Source organism: Paenibacillus terricola, from assembly GCF_014779765.1.
Taxonomy (GTDB): domain Bacteria; phylum Bacillota; class Bacilli; order Paenibacillales; family Paenibacillaceae; genus Paenibacillus_T; species Paenibacillus_T terricola.
The window spans coordinates 90,081-112,220 of the sequence record NZ_JACXZA010000001.1 but is presented as its reverse complement, the minus strand read 5'-3'; the positions used below and the strand labels follow the sequence as shown (position 1 = coordinate 112,220).

At 51.1% G+C, this 22,140-nt stretch carries 16 protein-coding genes and 1 pseudogene; 5 read left to right on the top strand and 12 right to left on the bottom strand.

All coding sequences use genetic code 11. The annotated features are described in order from the left end of the window. The first annotated feature begins 33 nt into the window (after positions 1-33). Positions 34-1,137, top strand: coding sequence for a M23 family metallopeptidase (locus H8B09_RS00505; protein WP_224753179.1), 1,104 nt, complete (start codon positions 34-36; stop codon positions 1,135-1,137). Between the two features lie 60 nt (positions 1,138-1,197). Here the strand turns inward: H8B09_RS00505 and yunB are convergent, their stop codons facing one another. Then, on the bottom strand, positions 1,198-2,250 hold the full coding sequence (gene yunB, locus H8B09_RS00500) for a sporulation protein YunB (protein ID WP_318152502.1): 1,053 nt from the start codon (positions 2,248-2,250) through the stop codon (positions 1,198-1,200). Between the two features lie 203 nt (positions 2,251-2,453). On the opposite strand from yunB, the gene H8B09_RS00495 reads away from it, so the two are divergent. Further along, on the top strand, positions 2,454-3,017 hold the full coding sequence (locus tag H8B09_RS00495; protein ID WP_191201542.1) for a guanylate kinase: 564 nt from the start codon (positions 2,454-2,456) through the stop codon (positions 3,015-3,017). Between the two features lie 181 nt (positions 3,018-3,198). Continuing rightward, positions 3,199-3,342: pseudogene (locus H8B09_RS00490) on the top strand (AzlD domain-containing protein); the annotation flags it as partial. A 115-nt stretch (positions 3,343-3,457) separates the two neighbouring features. On the opposite strand, the gene H8B09_RS00485 reads toward H8B09_RS00490, so the two are convergent. The 8 genes from H8B09_RS00485 to H8B09_RS00450 all read right to left on the bottom strand — a co-directional run bounded on the left by H8B09_RS00485 (position 3,458) and on the right by H8B09_RS00450 (position 14,021). Continuing rightward, a complete protein-coding gene (locus H8B09_RS00485; RefSeq protein WP_191201541.1) occupies positions 3,458-3,628 on the bottom strand; it encodes a hypothetical protein in 171 nt (56 codons plus the stop codon). A 93-nt stretch (positions 3,629-3,721) separates the two neighbouring features. After that, positions 3,722-4,465 carry a hypothetical protein gene (locus H8B09_RS00480; protein ID WP_191201540.1) on the bottom strand — a complete coding sequence of 248 codons (744 nt, stop codon included), beginning with the start codon at positions 4,463-4,465 and terminating at the stop codon, positions 3,722-3,724. A gap of 126 nt (positions 4,466-4,591) precedes the next feature. After that, positions 4,592-6,676, bottom strand: a complete 2,085-nt coding sequence (locus H8B09_RS00475; RefSeq protein WP_191202722.1) for a glycosyl hydrolase 115 family protein — start codon at positions 6,674-6,676, stop codon at positions 4,592-4,594. A gap of 58 nt (positions 6,677-6,734) precedes the next feature. Beyond that, a complete protein-coding gene (locus tag H8B09_RS00470) occupies positions 6,735-9,041 on the bottom strand; it encodes a helix-turn-helix domain-containing protein (protein ID WP_191201539.1) in 2,307 nt (768 codons plus the stop codon). Positions 9,042-9,121: 80 nt separating this feature from the next. Then, complete coding sequence (locus tag H8B09_RS00465; RefSeq protein WP_191201538.1) at positions 9,122-10,735, bottom strand: extracellular solute-binding protein; 1,614 nt, start codon at positions 10,733-10,735, stop codon at positions 9,122-9,124. A 131-nt stretch (positions 10,736-10,866) separates the two neighbouring features. Continuing rightward, positions 10,867-11,748 carry a carbohydrate ABC transporter permease gene (locus H8B09_RS00460; protein WP_191201537.1) on the bottom strand — a complete coding sequence of 294 codons (882 nt, stop codon included), beginning with the start codon at positions 11,746-11,748 and terminating at the stop codon, positions 10,867-10,869. Positions 11,749-11,759: 11 nt separating this feature from the next. Then, the gene (locus tag H8B09_RS00455; protein WP_191201536.1) at positions 11,760-12,725 is read right to left on the bottom strand and encodes an ABC transporter permease; all 966 of its coding nucleotides are present in this window, start codon (positions 12,723-12,725) and stop codon (positions 11,760-11,762) included. A gap of 393 nt (positions 12,726-13,118) precedes the next feature. Then, a complete protein-coding gene (locus H8B09_RS00450; protein ID WP_191201535.1) occupies positions 13,119-14,021 on the bottom strand; it encodes an ArsR/SmtB family transcription factor in 903 nt (300 codons plus the stop codon). A 148-nt stretch (positions 14,022-14,169) separates the two neighbouring features. Here H8B09_RS00450 and arfA point away from each other — a divergent pair, with 148 nt between their 5' ends. Further along, entirely contained in the window at positions 14,170-15,684 is a 1,515-nt protein-coding gene (gene arfA / locus H8B09_RS00445; protein ID WP_191201534.1) for an arabinosylfuranosidase ArfA, read from the top strand. 133 nt (positions 15,685-15,817) lie between these two features. Here arfA and H8B09_RS00440 read toward each other — a convergent pair whose 3' ends face one another. Continuing rightward, positions 15,818-18,529 (bottom strand): glycosyl hydrolase family 95 catalytic domain-containing protein, encoded by a 2,712-nt coding sequence (locus tag H8B09_RS00440; RefSeq protein ID WP_191201533.1) that lies wholly within the window; start codon positions 18,527-18,529, stop codon positions 15,818-15,820. A gap of 131 nt (positions 18,530-18,660) precedes the next feature. Between H8B09_RS00440 and H8B09_RS00435 the strand changes: the two genes are divergently transcribed. Beyond that, entirely contained in the window at positions 18,661-19,584 is a 924-nt protein-coding gene (locus H8B09_RS00435) for an AraC family transcriptional regulator (protein WP_191201532.1), read from the top strand. Positions 19,585-19,620: 36 nt separating this feature from the next. On the opposite strand, the gene H8B09_RS00430 is transcribed toward H8B09_RS00435, so the two are convergent. Together H8B09_RS00430 and H8B09_RS00425 are read right to left on the bottom strand one after the other, a co-directional pair. After that, a complete protein-coding gene (locus H8B09_RS00430) occupies positions 19,621-20,376 on the bottom strand; it encodes a response regulator transcription factor (RefSeq protein WP_191201531.1) in 756 nt (251 codons plus the stop codon). After that, a complete protein-coding gene (locus H8B09_RS00425; protein ID WP_224753178.1) occupies positions 20,354-22,105 on the bottom strand; it encodes a cache domain-containing sensor histidine kinase in 1,752 nt (583 codons plus the stop codon). The genes H8B09_RS00430 and H8B09_RS00425 overlap by 23 nt, the downstream gene beginning before the upstream one ends. Positions 22,106-22,140 lie beyond the last annotated feature (35 nt).

Below are 22,140 nucleotides of genomic sequence, written 5' to 3'. Positions count from 1 at the left end.
TCGCTATTATCGTTGGAGGTGGCCGCCTACCCTATGCGACATGTCATTCGAAGCGCGTACCGGCTGGTCGTGATGACCGCGGTCGTTGCTGCTGCCGCTCCTTGTGTCTTGGCGGAAGCTGCTCCTTATCCAAGAGCGAATGCAACCCAAGCACCGGCATTATCACTGCCTGCCAATACGGGCAGCAGCGAGCAGAAGATGTCTGATGCAGACATTTACAAATCACGCAGAGAGTTGTATGACCGAGTCAGCCTCGGAACGAACGTGCCGTGGTATCGACTTGCTGCGATTGATCAGTATGAACGAACCATTACGAAAGCCCGTCCCAAGACACGTGACCAGCTAGGTGCATTAACAGGCATCTTTGTTTCGGAAGAAGAATGGGCCGGAGCGCTGAACCCTAATCAGCAGGATGTTACTCCCGCTTCGATTCGCTGGTTTGGCGGAATCGGGAAAGATGGAGACGGCGACGGAAAAGCAGATCGTACGAATGACGTAGACCTGCTATTTACAAGTGCGTCTCATCTAATGAAATATGGCGATGCTGGTGATGACTTTGCGATTGCCCTCTGGGATTATTACCATAGCTCGCGAGCTGTCCAGCGGATCGTGCAATTTGCTTCTATTTATGAGAAATTCGGTACGCTTGACCTGTTCCAGCATACCTTCCCGATCCCGATTGGAAACAATTACTCCTACAGGAGCACATGGGGAACGGGACGAAGCTGGGGTGGCAGACGCGTTCATGAGGGAACCGATATTTTCGCAGGCCACGGGGTGCCCGCACGGAGTACTTGTTACGGCATTGTCGAAGTGAAGGGTTGGAACCCATACGGCGGCTGGCGGCTCGGTATTCGCGATTTGAACAATTTCTATCATTATTACGCCCATCTATCTGGCTACACGAAAAACTTGAATCAAGGCGACATCGTAACGCCAGGACAAGTGATCGGCTGGGTTGGCAGCTCCGGATACGGCAAGCCCGGCACATCAGGCAAATTTCCGCCGCATCTCCATTATGGTGTCTATCGGGATCGCGGATTGATTGAATGGGCTTTCGATCCCTACCCGCTGCTGCGCAAATGGGAAAACGACGAGCGTAATCGGATGCGTTCTTCTGGCAAAAAGAAAGGATAAGGACATAAGCCGCACAGGGGGATTTCATACGATATCCACGTGCGGCTTTGTATTTCCTTGTTACTTTGCTTCATCGCCAGCTTCAACTGAATTCGTCTCGTCATTCGACGAGCCGCTTGCTCCCATCGAATTGTCTTCTCCATTCGCTCCAGTACCACCGCCAGAGACAGAATGTGAGCTAGTATCGCCGTTGGTCCCTGTTCCTCCGCTAGGTATCGCAATGTTCGGCGCCTGCGCGGCGGATTGGCCAACGGGCTGGCCTTTGTTATCATAGTAATACATAGGGACATCGCCCACCACAAGCAGATAAGAGACCGGAATTTCGGTGATTACCTTCTCAGGCTTCGTATCGAACGGAATAATAATCGACACTTCCGCTTCGATTCGTATATACACCTCAACAAGAATCATATTGATGCCCGCATCCTGCTGTCTCGTATTCAGATCCACTTTCACTGTTCCGATCGGTTCAAAATGAACCGGGACTCGCGGTCCATACGATGAAATAAATGTGCTGCCAAACGCTTGCCCGATTGGAATATGCTCCGGAATATTGCCCACGCTGTCGAGCGTTTGCTGTACGGTGCTGATCGTCTGGCTCGTGATCCGCATATGCTCCGCATAATTCAGCATAAAGCCGGACACCTTGCCGCTGTTATTCGTCTTCCAATCAATTAGCTGTTCGAAGTCAGACTTGTTTGCCACTTGCTCGGATATCGCCTTATTAATCGCCTGAGTCGCGATTTGCTTCACGCGAAGCTCTGCAACCGTCATAAGCGGCGGTCCAAGATGTCGGTCAATATAGGCTGCCGTGAGCGCGCCTGAAGTAAGGAATAAACCTAATAGCAGCAGAATAATAGTTCTCTTGCGCAGATGAAAACCGCCGGACTGGGCGCGCCTTCCACCTCCGCCACCGCTTAGCATGGACGTACGTACCGGCTTACTGCTATGCCATCGCTTCGGTCGTGTATTCTGTCGTCCCAAGCTGCTGAACAAGGCGGATTTGCCGCGGAATGGACGTGCTTGCTTCACAGGTCTCATCCTGCTGCCAGACTGAAATCGGACGGTCCGAACGCGGCCGCTCCACATCCAGCGCCTTCCCCATCGTGCCACCGATGACCGCCTCCTTCCTGCTGCGGATGTTGTCCCCACGCTTTAGTACCAGCTTATGCCGGAATCAACCAGATCAGAAGAATGATTCCTATGGAGGTGCGCTTAAAGGAAAATGCCAAGCAATGTCGAAAACGTATATAGCAGCACCCATCTGAATATTGTGACAATTATACGTACAGCGATTGATGAAGGGAGAGAGCGCTATGGCGGGACCGTTTCTATTCATATTCACAGGTACAGGAGGCTCAGGCCGCAAAACAATCGGTAATCGGATCGGCGAGGAGCTAGGAATGTGTCTTATTCCTTCCTATACGACTAGGCCGCCACGCACAAGCGATGCCGCCGGCAAGCCGGATCGAGACTATCATTTCATCACCCGCGAAGCATTCGAAGAACTGGAGAGAAACGGTGAATTCGTGGAGACGGTCACGATCAACCGAGAACGATATGGCGTACGGCGTTCAGATGTTGATAATGCATTGTTCCATGCTAAGCGCAATGCATACGTTATTGTGAATCCTGAAGGAGCGGATGCGCTCAAGAAGCGCTACGGACCATCCGTCATACGCCTTTTCCTGTATACAGATAAAGTAACCGTGCGAGCAAGACTGGAAGCGAAAGGGACATCCTTCGAGATTGCAGACCGCTATATGAAGGACTATGCCGAAGAAGTCCTATACCGCAAGCAGTGCGAACATGTCATCGAGAATCTCGAACTGCTGCCTACTTTAGCGCGAATACGCGAAGCGATTCAGGCGCATTTGTAAACTCACACAACCATTGCCAATTGGTACGTAACAAAACACAGGGACAGGCGCCAAGGTCTATTATTTTTGACTTTGGCGCCTGTCCCTTTTATTCTAATTTGTATGATAGATCACGTATGTGGTGGAGCCAGGACGGAGAGATTAAGCCATGCAAGACCCTACAACTAAACAGTCACAATAGAACGGCGAGCTCGCCCCTATTGGCCATATCGTAGAGCTTCTTGCACCCCTGCCAACGTTCTTAACGGCAATCATAACGCGCAGCCTGCTAGGAACCGTCGTGGTTGGCATTGTATCCATCATGGTGCTTCGTTTTATTTTCTAGATAAATCGTCATTGCTATGAAAATAAGAAAGGCTGCCGAGAATTTCTCGACAGCCTAAGCCTCATGGCTTTGTGTAAAGTACGTTCAATAGTACGTATAGAGTAGGGTACGATTATTAGATTTCGGCGTTCTTGAGCGCGTGCTCCCAGCTTGGGAAATAAAACAGAGCGTTGCGCATTAACTCCGGATTGTTCTGCTTCACTTGCTTCTTATTGACTGAGCCACCACTTGATTGGAGTTTTCTAATGAGCTGCAGAACCTCATCTGCTCCGAGCGTTGTATCCATTGTTTCTCACTCCTTTCGAATTTTAGCTCAGTCCTCATTGTTCACCTTCGAAAACCAACTTATACCGTATGAATTAGAATTTGAGAATTATTTTCAATTAGAGACGAGGCGCCCAACGTAACCTGTTCCAAGCCCCGCTTGCTGCGTTAAGGGATTGACTGTCCATGCTGCTGCGATAGCAATAACATCCTCTTCATTCGGCCATTTAGCATCTTCGTCTGTGACCGGATCACCGAATTGCATATGCAACTGAGATTCCTCTTCTGTCAGCGCGCCCACATCTGCAAGTATCTCGCCCGACTCTCCCAAATAGCCATATGCCCGAACGAGTTCGCCGTTCATCGCCTTCGCCCATGCATAATAGCTGACAATACGATGACTGCCATAATAGTACGCCTCCCCAAACGTCTGGCTCAGCGATATGATCGTCTTGATTGGCGCCGCCTGTCTCACATCTTCTTCGTGCTTTTCTCCTAGCGCTGGCATACCTGTATTGACAATAAACGTCCACCCCTGCACAGGTGGTGTAACGAAATAGTAATCCCCATCCGATCCAAATGCTCCAGCCATACCAGTGCTCCAGTTCGCTGCATGCACGTCCTTGAAACCAAGCGCTTGCACGACGCTATCCGTATCCGTCGATTTCACAGCGAACCATTGTGTTTTATATCCGAATGCTTGCGGCTGATCCGGTGTAGAGTCGAATTGTAGAGGGGCTTTAGGTTTCGGTTGTATCGTAATCTCGTCAGGTTTGTCTGAATACTTGGGACTGTTGCTCTTCCAATAAACGATAGCAATGACGAGCAGCACGGCTGCTATGAACAAGACTGCCTTCACGTTCTATTCCTGCCTTTCAGATTATGATATTACTACTATTCCAATTCCTTCATCAGTCCAAATCTGTCATTCCATACAAAAAAAGCTGTCCCTAGCAGTATACTAGCGGACAGCTCCTACAGGTATTTAAATATTGAAAAAATCACCCAATCGCTTCGCCAGCTCATCATCCGACAGCGGGTTGCGGTGCGTATTCTCTAGATAAATGTACTTCTCTGTCACTGGCATTAAGTATTCCTTGTACCAGAGGAAGAAGTCCGGGCTGTCGCCATTCATGCGGATGACGCGTCTCAGTGTATCAACATTGTTGACCGTGCTCTCAATATTGGTCAGCCAGTCGGCTTCATAGAAATGCTCCCATTTGCCATGCTCGGATTGACGCAGCACGTGGAGTCCCTCTTGGTAGCACCACATCGACTTCGAGGCATAGACGAACGCCTGCGGATAACGCTGCTGTCTGAATTGCTCGTACGCCCGGCACAACCAATAGAAACCTTCACAACCAGACAAATGGAGCGCCCCGTGAAAACGAAGCTGGTCGACCGCTCTGCGCCGATCGTCTTCTCCGAGCTTCGCCAGCAGCTCGTCGCAGCGTCCCACCCACGTTCTCCACTTCTCCATGCCAGATGCAAGCCGCGTCTCGAATCCCTTGACCTGCTCATCGAATGAAACATCGCCCACGGCCCAGAACAGCCGCGGATCCGGTTGATCAACCTTCCCTTGCAGCCAGTGCCCGATAATCTTTCTTGCCGGATGATGATAGTATTCGTCACCGGCCAGATCATCCGCGTTCGGCCCGTATGGAAGCGCAGCTTCTGAGTAGGTATGATACAGCTCAACCAGCTCGCCTAAGTGATCCGATTCCGTGTAGTAACTGCTGACGAATTGATGCAGATGCTGATCGACGTCGATCCTACCTGTCGTCCATAGCTCACGGATTACATCAAGCGAGTACACATGCGGCCGGATGTTGCCGCAGTTGAGCAGCAAATACGCATCGGCTCCAGCCTCGAACGATGCTTCAATCTCCTGCTTCAGGAAGGATGTCGACCCTGGGAACAGCGTCAAATGATTGGATGCCTGAAGATCATGGAACGTCGTGTGATAATACAGGCCATGCTCGCCTTCATCACCTGCCGCTGGGAGCGACGGAATACGTAAATTCAGATTGCCATGACGACGAGAAACCATTCGACCGTAGCCGTTATCGGCCCATATTTTGATGACGCCATCAGGCAGATCAATATAACCGCCTTTGTACAACTCCGAGATCTCGCCGTAGAGCGCAACGCAGCATACCGGATTGTCGACTCTGCTGCCGATCATGTCATACTGCTTGCGAATGACCTTGCTGATCATCGCTCCGCGCTTCTCGGACGTATCGAAAGCAGGATCGTCGATCCAGAACGGCTTGTCGCCTTGCCCGCGGAACGAGAGCACCCACAGGACGTTCATGTCCTTCTGCTCCTCGATGGCTTCCGCCCACAGCCGTTCGAACAGCTCCGGCGCTTCATGGTAGCTTGCCGTACGTCCCGGATAGGCGCGCAGGAACATCTCTGCGCCAAGCGGCTCGGCATGGTGATGCGTCACCCACAGTCCCATCTCAGACGCCAATTTATAGTGAATGCCATCGCGAGGCAAATCTGTGCCTGGGATGACCATATTACCGCCGCAGCGCAGCAGCGCTTCGAACACCGGCTCCCACACCTCAGGAGAAGGCGGATATGGCTTCTTCCATCCAATCAAACATACCTCATCATTCACGAACCAGCCCCGATAACGAACTTTGGCTTCTGGCGAATCATAGCGATCGCAAGGGATGCTGATCCTACTACGCTGAGCGACTGCCTGGTCCGTCCAGAACCAGAACGGCTGTATTCCTAAATGGATGCGGCTGAATTCCAGAATGCCGTAGATAAGCCCAAGCACATCATAACCGACAATGTGTAAGCAAGGCGCACTGCCATCCTCCGCCGAGTAGAATCGGAAGCCGAACGCTTCCGCAAACTGCGGGCACTCGTCCCGCTCCTCAGCGAATCGGACGTGCAGCTCCGCTGCAGCAGCATCTGATACAAATTCGGGTTTATGGCCTAACACCGTCTCGAGGTCTCTCACCAGCATACGAAGCGCATATTGAACCGATGAAGGAAGCTCCGCGGAATACATACGAATAGCACCATTCAATTGAAGCTGATTATTATTGTTTAACATCACTTGTTCAACCCTCTCACAGCGTCAGTCGTCAGCCATCTGACTTCGTTTGATCCTGCTATCTTGCTGATCTGCTATCTTCCTGCTCCTCCGACTTCTCAAACCCATCCTGATCATCTAGACCGCCGCTGCCGCGAGCCGCAATCTTCGTCAGCGACTCCCGATACTGCCCTGGCGATAGCCCAACAATCTTCTTGAATACTCGAATGAACGACGTCGGATTGCTGTAGCCCATCTGATCCGAAATATCCTGTACGGCCGCATCCGTCTCCCGGAGCAGCCGCTTCGCATGATCAATGCGAAGACCAATCAGGAAATCACTAAAGTTCTCGCCGATGCTCTCCTTGAACAGCTGGCTCAAATATTTCGAACTGATCTGGAACCGATCGCTCAATAAGGTCAGCGATAGATTCGGATCCATATAGTGCTCCGCAACATAATCGCGAATCTCTCGCATGAGCGTATTGTGGCGTCGACTCTGCGACAGTTCGACGATCTGCGCCGACAACAATGCAAGCGCAGTCTGGAAGTCCAGCTCCAGCTGCTTCAACGTATCTGATCTCTCAATAGCCGCCGCTAGGGTGGGCTTAATCTCCTCCTGCCACGGCTTAACTACCTCTGACAGAGACCCATCCAGCTCATAATCCAGATGGAAAATCAAATAGTGCAGAAGCCGATCGACATCCTCTTTGCGCAGATGGTGAACGGCCATTTCGTTGAACAGCCCCTTCAGCTCGCCCTGCCAATCCTGCTCCGACATGCGAAGCTGTCGGACGATCGTGCGAATGATCTCGAGATAGTCGAACCATTCGCCATCCTGTCGGCCGCGTACTTCAACGGCATCGATAATTTGATTCGATCCAAGCGAGACTTTGCGACTGACGGCTGCCTCTGCTTCTTCGAAGGAACGGGCGATCGAACAATCCTCGTCGACTGGCGCTCCAATCCCGATTGTAACGGTGAAATCGAGATGCCCTTCCACCCATGCGCGAACCTGCTCGGACAGCTGCAGCATCTGATGCTCTAGCATACTCGATTCACTGGAGATGAGCAGTACGACCAATTGGTTCTTCGCAATCCACTCCGCAACGATGCGAAGACCGTGCTGCTCTGCTGTCTCCACCGCCACGCTGCTAATGATGAATTTGAACAACGATTGATCATTTGGGTTGTATTTCAAGCCGAACTGCACATAGCTGTCCAGTTCCAACACACCAACGATGAAGTGGCCAGCCGACAGGCCAAAATGCTGCCTCTCTTGCTCCCATGATCCGCGGTCATCGCTGAACTCGCCCTTCAGCAGCATCTGCAGAAACTGCTGGCGCCGAATGACGAGATGCTCCTGCTGCTGCTCTTGGAACGACATATTGTTCGTAATCAAACGTTCAATCGCCTGGTCGATAAAAGCAAACTCGTTCGCCTTCACCTTCGAATCGCCAGTCTTCACAATGGAGGAGAAACGCTCGATCCGATGCAGGATCGACTCAATCGGTTTATAGTTTCTGCGCGTAACATAGAAGGTTGAGCCGATCGCCACAACGATGGCGCTTAAGCCTAGCAGGATCCACAGCGTACTGCCATGGAACAGGAAGTCGAGCAGTTGCCCGCCTTTAATGCTAATTCTGTATGTCCAGCCCGTATAGTTCGAGACGACATCGGCGCTCAGCCGATTCGAAGACGAGACCGATTGATCCGCATTGAAGAACGATTTGCCCTGCGAATCGTACAGCTCCGCAGTCGTAATCGTATGGTCGATCATCTGGTCGATGTAGGACTCTAGGGCATCATTTTTCACATTAATAATCAAATAACCGAGACTGCCGGAATCACGCGGGATCTTCAGTCCAAGCGAGGATACTTGAACCATCGTGGACCCGCTGAACCCCCCGCTTATACGCTGGCGCGGTGATGACCAGATGCCGGTATAAGGCTGATCAAGCGCGTTTCGAACAAAGTTCTCGTCAGGAAATTGGCTTAGCGGACGTATCGTGCTCTGATCAAGCACTTTACCATCCTTGGCTCGGTATAGATAAACCGAATCGATTAGCCCATAGCGAATCACGAGGCTATTCAACAAATTGGAAATATCGAATTCCAGCCCTTTATCCGACGGCGCGTCCAGAAACTTCTGAAGCGTCCCGCCGGTTTCGACCAGCTTCTGTGCATCGATCGAGATGTTCTTCAACGAGCTGTCCACCATATTGGTCACATACTTGGCGGTCAGGTTGTTCGCTTGAATCGCATTACGGACATTAAGTTGGTTCATAATCGAGAACGAGATGAAGATAAGAACGCTGATGGTAATGAATAGAATGGGAAGATACGATAGGAGCATCCGCATAATGTAGCTGTTATTGACTTTCATCTACCCTATCCTTCCTGTCTATGAAATATGGACAAACCCCATAATGTGATGGGGTTTGTCCGTTCTGTCGTATACGCCGATTACTTCTTCATTGCCTCGTAAGCAGTACGGCGTTCGTCTTGAACCGCTTGACCGCCGATTTTCAAATATTCCTGAACGCCCGCATCGAATATGGAGCTGAATTGGTCCGGCTTCGCGATAATGCTCTTCACGATAATCTCCGTCGCCTTATCCTTAAGCGTCGTACCGTATTTGATCTCGGCATCGATCGGATGATCGAAGCGAGGCATCGTGTAGCCATCCTTCAGCGCATTGCGGATCGTCTGCTTCGCAAGTTCCTCGTAACCTGGGAATTGGTACCCCGTAGCTTCGATGTTCTTGTCTGTAGAGCCGAACTCCTTGCCGTTCGAAATGATCGCGATGTCGCTGTTGTTGTAGAACGTCTTCTTCGCTTCGTCCGTTGTGATCGCCTTCGGGAAACCGTTCTCCAGCGTATAATGCTGGCCTTCGATCCCGTTCTGAAGCGTAAACAAAACGTCCGCTTGCGCCATCCAATCGAGATACTTGATCGCTTCTGCCGCATGCTTGCTCGTCTTCGGAATCAAGATGTGCGCGCCGATCGGATCATAGATGCCCTTCGGCGTCTTGCCGTCTGCATCCGTGAATGGATCCATCGCAACATACTCAGCGCCCGCAACGTTCTGCTTCAGCGTATCGAACACTTTATCCGGCGCCATCAGATTGGCATGAGCCGCGAGCGCGGTGAAAGCGCCTACATAACCGTTGGCAACGTCGCTTTCGAATTGCTTGCCGTCCTTATCCAGCGCGAAGTCCGGATTGATCAAGCCTTCTCGATACATGTTATTCAGGAACTGCAGACCGTCCTTATAGCCCGGCTTGAGCAGCTCCGGAATCGTATTGTTCGATGAGGCGTAAGTAAAGAATTCTTCTTCCGACATCTTCTTGACGAACGAGTTCACAAGCACGAATGGACTCGTAATGTTCGAACCGTTGATCGCGCTGAAATCATAAGGAATCAGCTTGCTGCCCACTTGGCCCGGATCCTTCTCTTTAAACGCTTTCATAGTGTCGTAGAATTGCTGTGTCGTCGTTGGCACTGGCAGACCCAGCTTATCAAGCCAATCCTTGCGAATATACGAGGACTGCGTGAATTGCAGCGTCCGTTTCGCTGGAATCGTGTACTGCTTGCCGCTGAAGACGCCATAGGACAACACTTCGTCGCCAAGATATTTCTTTAGATTAGGTGCATTCCCGATCAGCTGCGTCAGGTCTGCCAAGCCGTCATCCTTGATGTAATTGTAGATCGTGTTCATGTCGTAAGTAAATACAATATCCGGCGCATCGCCTGTTGCCATCAAGACGTTCAGCTTGTCGACTTCTTGGTTGCGCGGCACTGGAACGAATTCTAGTTTAATATTGTTCGGATCGCCGAAGTTCTTCTGGATCCACTGCGTCCAATAGTTGTTAGTAACGGGGCCGGCTCCTGCTGGCGCATTGCCGCGGTCGAACACTTCAACTTTCAGGGTGACTTGCTTGCCGCTTGTATTGCTTGCCGTACCTTCGGTGGAAGAAGTAGTGCCCGCCGAGTCATCTTTGGAGCTGCCGCAGGCCGACACAACACCAGCGAGCAGCACAGCTGCAGCCGAAGCTGCAATCCATTTTTTTGTTTGCATGAACAGATCCCCTTTTCGTTAAAATACATTTTTGGATCACGAAGCTTTACCTTTATTTCTATATGTTTCACCCCTGCTGCAGACAGGAGGATCAACCAAGTACCAGAGCATGCCGATCATGCTCGCATCGGTCAGCCCTTAACGGCGCCGATCATAATACCGGATACAAAATAACGCTGCAGCCAAGGGTAGACGATAAGGATTGGTGCAGTGGCGAACATAATGCTTGCCGCCTTGATCCCCTCAGGAATGACATCCATCTGCGCTGCGCCTTCCTGCGCGGTTAAATCCGTCACCATGCTGTTCATGACGACTTGATACAGCTTGAGCTGAATCGGATACAGCTCGGAGTTCGTGATGTAGAAAAGCGCATCCATAAATCCGTTCCAACGGGTTACCGCATAGAACAAACTGAGCGTCGCCAACACCGGCATCGACAGCGGCAGCACGATTCGAATCAAGGTGCCGATATGCGAGCTGCCATCTAGATGAGCCGACTCTTCCAGACTGGCCGGAATTGTCAAGAAGAACGTACGCAGAATAATTAAGTTGAAGGCGCTGATCATGCCCGGAAGGATAAGGGAGAATAAATTATCTAACAAACCGAGCTGCTTGACCAGCAAATATTCCGGAATGAGGCCGCCGCTGAAAAACATCGTGAACACGATCAGCATCATGAAGAAAGAACGGCCCCTGAGGTTTTCTTTGGTAAGCGGATATGCCGCAAAGATGCTCATCAGCATACTGATTACGGTGAAAGTAACCGTAAGCACAATCGTAAGGCCCATCGACCAGAGCATTCTTGAATCTTGGAACACAATCTCATAAGCATGCCAATCGAATCCCCGTGGGAAAATCGTAACACGGTCAGACATAATCTCCTGCTTTGAACTAAGCGATATCGCGATGATATGGAGAAACGGCACCAGGCAGATGATCATCGTTACGCCTACGATCAGCATAATGACGATGTCGGATATCCGAACTCTCGTTAGTGTCTTGCTGCTCTTCATCCCTGTGCCCCCTACCATATGCCTTGTTCTCCGAACTTCTTCGCAATCGCATTGGACGCGATGACGAACACTAAGCCAACAAGTGCCTGGAACAAGCCCATCGCCGTTGCAAGCGAGAATTGAGCGGATTGCAGACCTGCCTTATAGACGAACGTACTGATAACCTCGGAATAGTCTTTGACGAGATCGTTGCCCATAACGAATGGCCGTTCAAAGCCGATCGTCATAATATGGCCCAACTGCATGATGAGCATGACGACGATTGTGGAGCGAATGCCGGGCAGCGTAATATGCCACATCTTCTTCAATCGACCTGCCCCGTCCACCTCTGATGCTTCATACAGCTCCTTGTTGATGCCCGTCAGCGCTGCCAGGTAGATGATCGTTCCCCAGCCGGCGCTTTGCCAGATGCCTGTCCCTAAGTAGACGAGCAGCCAGTGGTTCTTCTCGGTTAAGAACGGAACGGAATGAAACCCAAGCGAAGTGATCAGGTTGTTCACAAGACCGCCGTTGTTGGAGAACATCTGGTACACAAGACCGCCGATAATGATCCACGATATAAAATGCGGCAAATACAGCAGCGTCTGCGCTGTTTTCTTAAACCACATCACCCGCAGCTCATTGAGCAGCAGCGCAAGTATGATCGGAGCTGGGAACGAGAATACGAGATCAAGCAGGTTCAGCAGCAGCGTGTTACGTACCACCTCATAGAACTGGCTCATCGCGAACAACTCTCGGAAGTTCTCGAATCCGATCCACTCGCTGCCCGTTACGCCTTTGAAGATGCTGTAATCTTGAAAGGCAATGGCTGCGCCGTACATCGGCACATATTTGAATAAAATAAAGTAGGCGATCGGCAAGAGGAGCAGAAAGTATAATTGATGATCTTTCCATATGCCCGTTGCCGACCGGCGCTTAACGACTCGAGGTGTGGTACTGGTTGTCTTCGAGCTTGTTGTCGTTGAGCTGTGTTCCATACGCATCCCTTCTCTCTGTGGCGTTCTCGGATCGAATAACCACACTATACGACAGAGGGGGGCAGGCGGCACAATAGACACTTTTCCTGAGGCGCTATCTGAATTCCGAAACCCTTGGCACGACTGGATTTGCGGTGTTTAGCAGGTATGGAGAACTAGGATAGTGATGGGTTATTAATAGGTGCTAAAGGATCGTAAGAATGGGGTGTAGACGAAGGTTAATTAATGCGAGATTGGACGATTTGGAGAACAAATAACGCCTTCGGGCTGTGCAATCTGAATCCGGTCTATCGGTTGAAATGGGTTCATCTCCTCTGAAGTTGCGTCTATCCGAACATTAAGAAAAGCTGTCTCGCATCGGACGATGCGGACAGCCGTTTAGATTTCACTTACTTAGGTGTAGTAGCTGCGAACGATAAGGTCTTGGTCGTAATTGCCGAAGCTTCGACCATAGAGCGTAAGTCCGCCTCGGCCCCTGCCCGTATCCTCTGCAGCGATTCGGAACGTCCAATTCATCGCACCCGTCTCAATATCGGATAGTCCGACATTGGACACCTTCAGCCCGTCCACATACGTGCCTGACTCTTTAATGCGAAGCACTTTCAGCAGTCCATACTGATTCACATCAGACTGCCACCATTCCGGTGTTAAGCGCCCTCTTGTCTTCCCGAAGTCGCCTGGACTCGTCCAGACGCCAAGCAGCTTGCCATTGAAGTAGAAACGAATGTCCGACGGCCAATGCTCATTCACGCGCGGCGCCTCTGATCCGATCTCAAGCGAGATTTCGATCTCATGCAGACGCTGGTCCTTATACAAGTAATTCGGAATCTTGTATTCGACCCATCCTCTCGCAAACCACAGAATGCCCGCGTTCACCCGTTCTGGGTCCATGAAGCAGACCGGCTGATCGTAATGGCCGATCATCGCCTTCGCCGTCGCGATCCCGCAAGTCGGAATTGCTTCATAGTCGGTATAATGGCCGATCGGAATAGACAGCTCGCGAACGCTTAGCGAGGCTGGCGCATCAGGCGACAGCTTGATCTGCATAAACTCCGCCTTCACGTAGCAGTACTTGTACGTTCCCCCGTCTACCCGCTTCATTTTGCTCCCGACGATGCCGGCCTCCTCCAACTTCCGAATATGACCGCTGACGACAGCGCTGCTCAAGTAAAGCTCGGCAGCCAGCTCCTTCACATGCCGTTCTCGTTCAAACAATTTATCAATGATCGCCAACCGGACTTCGCTCGCCAATGCTTCATAGACGCGCAGTGAATCCGAACTCGTTGTCAGCTGCATCTGCTCACCACCTGTGTAGAATTTCGTATTATGTAAATCCTAAACATTAAGATTGTATTCGATATCCCTATTATGATACGAATATAGTAGAATGACAACGTTTACTGGATTCGATAATTACTTAATTCTACCTTAGGGGGTTTCATCAATGGCGATTCGATCCACTATGCTTATCGATAAAAACTTCACGGTTGCAGCAATCGACCCTCGCGTATACGGTTCGTTCATCGAACACTTAGGACGTGCCGTATACGGTGGCATCTACGATCCAGGCCATCCGACGGCTGACGCAAACGGCTTCCGTCAGGACGCGCTTGAAGCAATCCGTGCGCTTAATGTGCCAATTATTCGCTATCCGGGCGGCAACTTCGTGTCCGGCTACAACTGGGAGGACGGCGTTGGTCCGAAGTCGGAGCGGAAACGTCTGCTCGAGCTCGCTTGGTGGACAACGGAGACGAATGAAGTAGGCACGAACGAATTCGCCGATTGGGCGAAGCTTGCAGGCACGGAAGTGATGATGGCCGTTAACCTCGGTACTCGCGGCATCGATGCAGCGCGCAATCTCGTGGAATATTGCAACCATCCATCCGGCTCCTATTGGAGCGACCTGCGTATCTCCCATGGCTACCGTGATCCTCATAACTTCAAGACATGGTGCCTCGGCAACGAGATGGATGGTCCGTGGCAGATCGGCGCGAAGACGGCATACGAATATGGACGTCTCGCGAACGAGACCGCCAAAGTCATGCGCTGGGTCGACCCTTCGATCGAGCTTGTCGCATGCGGCAGCTCCTCCCGCGGCATGTCCACCTTCGCAGAATGGGAAGCGACCGTACTGGATCTGTGCTACGATCAAGTCGATTTCCTGTCGCTGCACGCTTATTACAACAATAACAACAATAATACGGCGAACTTCCTGGCTAGCTCGCTTGACCTTAACGCTTTCATCAGCAGCGTCGCCTCGATCGCCGATTACATTCAAGCGAAGAAACGTTCCAAGAAGAAGCTTATGCTGTCGCTCGACGAATGGAATGTGTGGAACTCGATCGGTTCGAGCCGTGCGGATGAGCGTTGGCAGATCGCGCCGCCTGAATTCGAGGACGTGTACACGCACGAAGATGCGCTCGCAGTCGGTTGCTACATCATTACGATTCTTAAGAATGCGGACCGCGTGAAGATGGCCTGCCTCGCGCAGCTCATCAATACGATCGCGCCAATCATGACGGATACGGGCGGCGATCTCTGGCTGCAGACGACATACTATCCGTTCCTTCACGCTTCGAACTTCGGCCGCGGTACGGTGCTGCTGTCGAATGACCAATCGGACAAATATGATTCGAAAGACTTCACGGACGTTCCTTACCTCGAATCGGTCAGCGTATATGATGAAGAGTCTGGTCAATTAACGATCTTCGCCGTTAACCGTCATCTCGAAGAGTCGATGGAGCTGAACGTTGACGTTCGCAGCTTCGGCAACGAACTTCGACTGATCGAGCATATCGTCATGGAGAGCGATGACCTGAAGGCTGCTAACACAAAGGCAGATCCTAACCGTGTCCTGCCGCGCACCGGCGGACAGACGACGACTGACCAAGGCAAAGTAAGCGCCGTGCTCGGCCGCGCATCTTGGAACGTCATTCGTCTGCAGACGAAACGCGGCTAACACCGTTAGACGGACGAGGATTCCATATAATAGAGGAAAGAGGGAATGGGATGCAAACATCCCGTCCCCTCTTTCTTCTCGCTCAGGCGAATAATACTAAGCCCAACTTCAATACGCCGTGGCATTTAACTAGTCATGAGAATACAACGGTTACCTCTCTCTTGTCATGAAGCATCAGGTGAATATAAGCCCCTTCGGCACCACTTTTCACTTCTGCCGCCACTCCGTTAACCACCGCTTGATTCCATGGAAGTCCGGATTTCAAACGCACCTCATTGTAATTCTCCAACGATTGCAGGGTAACCGTTACCGTGCCTTCAGCGAGGCTCCAAGACAGCTGTTTAACCTCTATGCGAGTTCTTGCCATAAGCCCTTGAATAGAGCCGATCAGCCAGTCGGAAGGCAGCGCCGGCAGCACCTCGATCTCGCCGGTATTCGAGAACAACAATGCTTCATTAACCGCGCCTACTGTCCCGAACAGCGTATCAGTGCAATAGGTATGACATCTTCTGTTCGTGTCATGGTCGGACATGAGCGATTCATAGTATCCTTCGTTCGTCATCATTGGAAGAAGCGATGCTGCGACGCCTTCCCCATCCTTCAATCTGGCTGTTACCAGCGCCTTATGCATCCAGCCGTGCCCCGCTGTCGCGTCATTCGTATTGTATTTGTTGCGATTCGCAAGCGCCAATGATGCCGCTTGAGCCAGGTCAAGGTTGTTCTGCGTCTCATAAGCCGGCCATGCGGGGTAAAGATGACTAAGATGACGATGATCATTGTTTTCCGTATATTCGCTCATCGCCCATTCCCGCAGCGCGCCATCGGCGTCGTACCGGTATTCTGGCAACAGCTCCAGCACCTTCTCCCATCTCGTTACGGCTGCTTGGTAGCCTTCCCGCTTCACCGCTCGTTCGACTGCAATAATCATATGAAGACCGTCTCGGGCCGCCGAGATATCCATCGTTGCATTCGCGGTAATGGTGCTGTTGTAGCCGATCGGATGGTTCTCGGGCGAATACGTTGGAATAATGATATATTTCTCTCCGGCCATGAGCGACGTCTTGCCCTTTTGATAGCACGCTCTTCCATTAATGTCTGTAAAGTATTCTGGCGTGCAAATCTGCTCCCAGAAGTTAGCCTGCTTGGTCAAAAGCGGCAGCAGAATATCACGTTCGAGGTCCAAATACCCACTATTCAGCAGGTCAGCGAACTCCTTGTCGGTTAGTCCTCCGTCCCTTACGCTAAGAATGGACTGAAGGCTCTGAATCCTCATCTTCTCTTGGATCGGGATTTGTTGATTGCCGTAGCACTGCCAGTATTCGTATATCGGCAGCAGGCACCAGCTTGCTCCTGCATTCCAGTATTCGAAGGGATAATCGTTGTCATATTCCACGTGCATGCCTCGGTCGCCATCGGAGTTGACGGACACCTGCAGCGCATCATGCATCCCGTAGGCCATTCGCGCGTTATATTCGAAATCAGGCGCATTTCTTAGGAAGAAGGTAATATAACCAAGCGGCATTTGCGTTAAGTGTCCCGTGTTCATAGCCGATACCTGCAGATTGACGTTCGCATCAAGGGTATAGATGCCGCGCCACCCCGGATTCCATTCCCCGGTCCACATCCCGTACAAGCGTGGAGCGCTTGAGCCTCCGCAGCAGATCATCGCATATCGCCCTTGATTGTATATCCGTTCCAAGAGAGCAAGGTCGAGCTTGACGGGGTCCGCCTTCTGCGCTTGAAGGAGCGAACCGTTGTCTGTCGTGCAGCAATCCGCTTCGTCATGCAGCTTCAAACTAACGGCATTGTATTCCGCAGCATGCTTTGCGACATGCGGAGCAAGCGCCGCCTCATAATGAAAGATTCCGTTGCCGTCCCTGTATTTCTCCGATACCGCATTCGTTATGGCAAACAGCTCTTCAATGGCGCCATATCTCGCCAGTCCTGCAAACGCCTCAAGCTTGCCCATGTCATCTACTCTGCGCGAGGTCGTAATGAGATAGACCGCATCCGCGTCAATGACTTGAATCGCCGGGTTCTGCTCGACTCCTACGTTCATCGGATCGTCGGTTTCCTCAAGCATGATTCGATTCTTCGTCCCACCTGCAATAACGATCTGCGTCAATCCTGCATAGCCTCCATTCTTCCATTCGCTTAACGGATAAGAGGGGTAATGCGCCGCCTGAGCAATATATTGTGCATTCTCATCTACGATTTTCTTGTATTGAAGCGCTTTGACTTCGGAATGGCCGTTGTAAGCCCTGGCCATATTCGCTATGTCTTCAATAGATAGGATCAGGTTGATTTTGGAGCCCTTGGAGGACTGTGTAAGGCGTGTTATCGAAACATTATCTTCCCGAGATGTAAACGAAGTACGCAGCCATTGTCCATGTTCATCGGTATACCGCACGCCAGTCTCCGCGGTTTCATGGTTGGTCCATCTCTCGTAAGCGGATACATTTCCTCGTTTCATGACTTCCAATCTGAGTTGATGGCCGGGATGAAAGCTGTAATAGAAGGTTCGAACCCGCGTATTGCCGTTGGCATCCTTGATTTTCCATTGATCGTTCAGCTGGTAAACATGATGTCTCGCTTCCTCAAGCTGACCCGTCAGCTCCTCCGGAATGTCCCTTGGCTCGGCCGACGGGAAGTTGAACCACATGTTTTGAAAGATAAAGCAATCCCGATACGGCGACCCCGATGTAATGTAGCCATTCTCGCCATTTCCACTGACCATGCCGTCACGCCACTCATTACCCGGATTGGCAGCGGGAATATCTGTATAGGTTCGCGAGAAATTACCTTTATGAAACATGCGCTGCTGCTCCGATTCAATCGTCGTCATCACAATGTCCTCCTCTTGTATCATCTGATCGGATATAATTATATCGACACATGCGACCACTTCGGTATCTGTCAGAGACGACAACCCGTTGTCCAAGATGTCGTATTATCGCAGACGAAAGGAGCGGCTGCATGATGACTGAGCTGCCTTCAATTGAATTAGGCAATCTTGACGTGAAGCTCTCGCTAGGCAGACTTCTACTGAATGTTCATTATGTCAAGTTCGGCATCTTTCATCACCCCATGCCAGAGCACAGTCACAGCGCCTGCAGCTATGAGCTTCACTATATTCCGCGCGGGCAAGGGACGCTCGTCATTCATGGCGAACGATTCCCGCTAGTCCCTGGCTCTATCTATATGACGGGTCCGAATATCCCGCATGAACAGCTATCCGACCCCGCAGATCCGATGGCGGAGTATTGCGTTTTCTTGGAAGCAGCCAATGCAAATGCGAACAGCCAAGCCTCGATCGAACGGGCGCCCGGCTCGGATGACAACCTGCTCGCCGAGCGAATGCTCGCTACGCCGTTCTGGATCGGTCAGGATCGCTTCGGTCTGCTCCAACTCTTCCAATTGCTTGCCAGAGAGGCAGCCGATCGGGAGCTTGGATACCCGCGTTGCGTGGCCCGTCTGCTGGAGATTATACTCGTCCAATTTCTGCGCCAATACGAGGACCCCAGCCCATCGATAACGAGCGTGCCTGTCCGCACGCTTGACGACAGTCGACTGCTGCTGATCGAGAACGCCTTCCTTTACCGTTACGCGTCCATTACGTTGGGGCAGCTAGCCTCCGAGCTGGGATTAAGCGCGAGACAAACCGAGCGGGCCATACGCAAGCAATATGATCTTTCCTTCCATGCCAAAAAGACAGAGGCGCGAATGGCAGCGGCAGCTCGTCTATTGACGACAACCGCGTTGCCAATCGCCTCCGTCTCGAAACAGCTCGGCTTTGCGACGCCGGAGAGCTTCTCCGTAGCATTCAAGAAACATTTCACCTTCATCCCAACAGAATTTCGGCGCTCGTCTCAGCTCCAGAAACAGAAATCGAGTGATTAGCTGCACCGGCTCTCCTGACAGATTCAGAAGATGCACTTATTTCACATGACGTTCCCGATATTCGCCCGGAGTAATACCGTAATGTTCTCGAAATGCCTTATAGAAAGTTCGGCTGTTCTCGTATCCTACGCAGCGGGCAATGTGCTCCATCGACATGTGCTGCATGTCCAACAGCATGGTCTTCGCCTTCTCCATGCGTACTTCCCGGAGATAAGAAAGAAACGATTGTCCTGTTTCCCGCTTGAATAGTTGACCGATGTACGCCGGATGCAAATTAAGCCAAGATGCGGCGTCAGCAATCGAGATATCTCGGTTGTAATTGGCCTGCACGTAATCGGTCAGCATGCGCATCTTCTCATTACCGTATTTATCAGTCGAGCGCTCACTCTCCTTCGCTTCGCCTTGCTGTTCGCTCTTGGCCGTGGCGATTTCCACTGCCATTCTTCTAAGCAAGAGGCCAAGCTCGGATTGATTGATCGGCTTGAGCAGATACTCGACAACCTGAAGCCTCAGCGCTTCGCGGGCGTATTCGAATTTCTCGTAGCCGGTCAACACGATAAAGCGCCGAACGTTCCGCTTCTGCGCTTCGCGAATGAAGGATAACCCATCCATCTCAGGCATTTGAATATCGGTAATGACAAGATCGGGCCGAAAGTAAGCCATCTGCTCCAGCGCTTCGATTCCGTCCAAAGCGACGGAAATACGAGTGAACGGCGTATTCTCTTGCTCTACCATATCTCGAATGCCCGCAAGGATGATCGGCTCATCGTCAACGATCAACAGATTCAGCATGCTCTCGATCCTCCCTATACAGTCTCAACGTGCATGTTGTTCCTACGCCAAGCTTGCTCTCCAGCGTCAAGCTCGATTGCGGACCGAAATAAGCCTTGACTCGTTGTATGACGTTTCCAAGGCCGATTCCCCCTGTGTCCGAATGCATGCTTTCCTCTGCTATGTGCGTCCCCCTTAACATTTGATGCAACTGAGCCAATCGTTCCTCCGGTATGCCAACACCATTGTCAGCCACGACAATCGTTACGAATTCGCCGTCGAGCGTCATTCGAACGGCAATAGTCTTCTGTCCTCTTCGCTTGGATAAGCCATGCAGAATGCTGTTCTCCACAAGCGGCTGCAGGATGTAGCGCGGACAAGAGAGCGCGGCGGCGGCTTCATCCTTCATCCACTCCATATGCAATTCGGGCATGCGAATCTGATGAATGTCCAGATATTGCCTCAGATACTCCCATTCTTCTCCGAGCGATGCGTCGTCCTTCTTGGACAAGCTGTATCTCATTAGATTCCCTAATGAATAGGCCATCTCCGAAACGATCGAATCTCCGTGAGATCTGGCCAGCATGCGCATCGTCTCCAATGTATTATACAGAAAATGAGGCTGAATCTGCGCCTGAAGCATCCTGAACTCTGCATCCTTCTTCAGCAGCTCAACCTTCTGAACCCGATTGACGAGTTCGTCCATCCGAGCGATCATCGCGTTGTAATTCGAAATCAGATAACCCAGCTCGTCCTTCCCTGCTGGGCCTGCGTAAGAGCGTCCAAGCGATTCAGGTCCTACCTTGCGCATATGGCGAGACAGCAGAATCACGCGCTTCGTGAGAGACGATACAATCGCGTAATATAGGAAGGATAGAAGGATGAGCAAGCCCACAGCAGCAACCAGCCACCATTGCTTCACTCGGAATAGATGAAAGAGCGATTCGCGCGGATTCAACTCGATCACTGTCCATCCCAGACGCTTGACCGGTGCGGAATTAACAATGAACGGGCTAGTCGAGCTATCGCCAACTGCTGTAAATTCCTGCAGCGCCGCTTCATTTAACTGGCCGAATGTCGTTGCATCGGAGTTTCTGAACACAACACGTCCTTCATTATCGATGATGACGATCGCGTTTCCGGGATGCATATGACGAATCGATTGAACGAAGTCATCGATAATGGAGGAACGTACCGTAATGGCGAGAATGCCAAGCTCATTCGTATACAAGTCATTATAAATTTGATGATAATAAACAAGAGAGAGCGCATCCGCATCCTTTACTTTCTTCCACAATCCTTGTTTGGGGCTGAGCGTACGAAGTTCGCCATTTGTCAATTCCCCTTGCAATTCCTCATAGGGCCTGATTCCGCTAACGGTCAAGAGCTTGCGTTGATATTTGGGATAAACGAATAAACCGTCGATTTGGGGCTCCGCGAGTGAGCCGAACGAGAATGCTGGCGAAATCTCCTTCAGATAAGCGTATATCAGGTCCCGGTCATTCATGGCATCTCCGCGCAAATAATCGATTAAAGCCGAGTTGTTCTGGTAGATCGAATACAGGGATTCAATCTTCAATAGACTGGCATCCAGATTCGCTGAGAGCTGTTCAATATTTTGCTGATTGGCGAGATGATATTGTGTCGTCAGCTTGGCGTTCAATTGCGAATATACGAAATAGGCAAAGCATATAAACGGTACAATGATTAGCAAAATGTAGCCAACGAACATCTTGGTCCCGATTCGCAACAGCGTTTCACTCCGTTTTCGTAAAAAAAATGAAC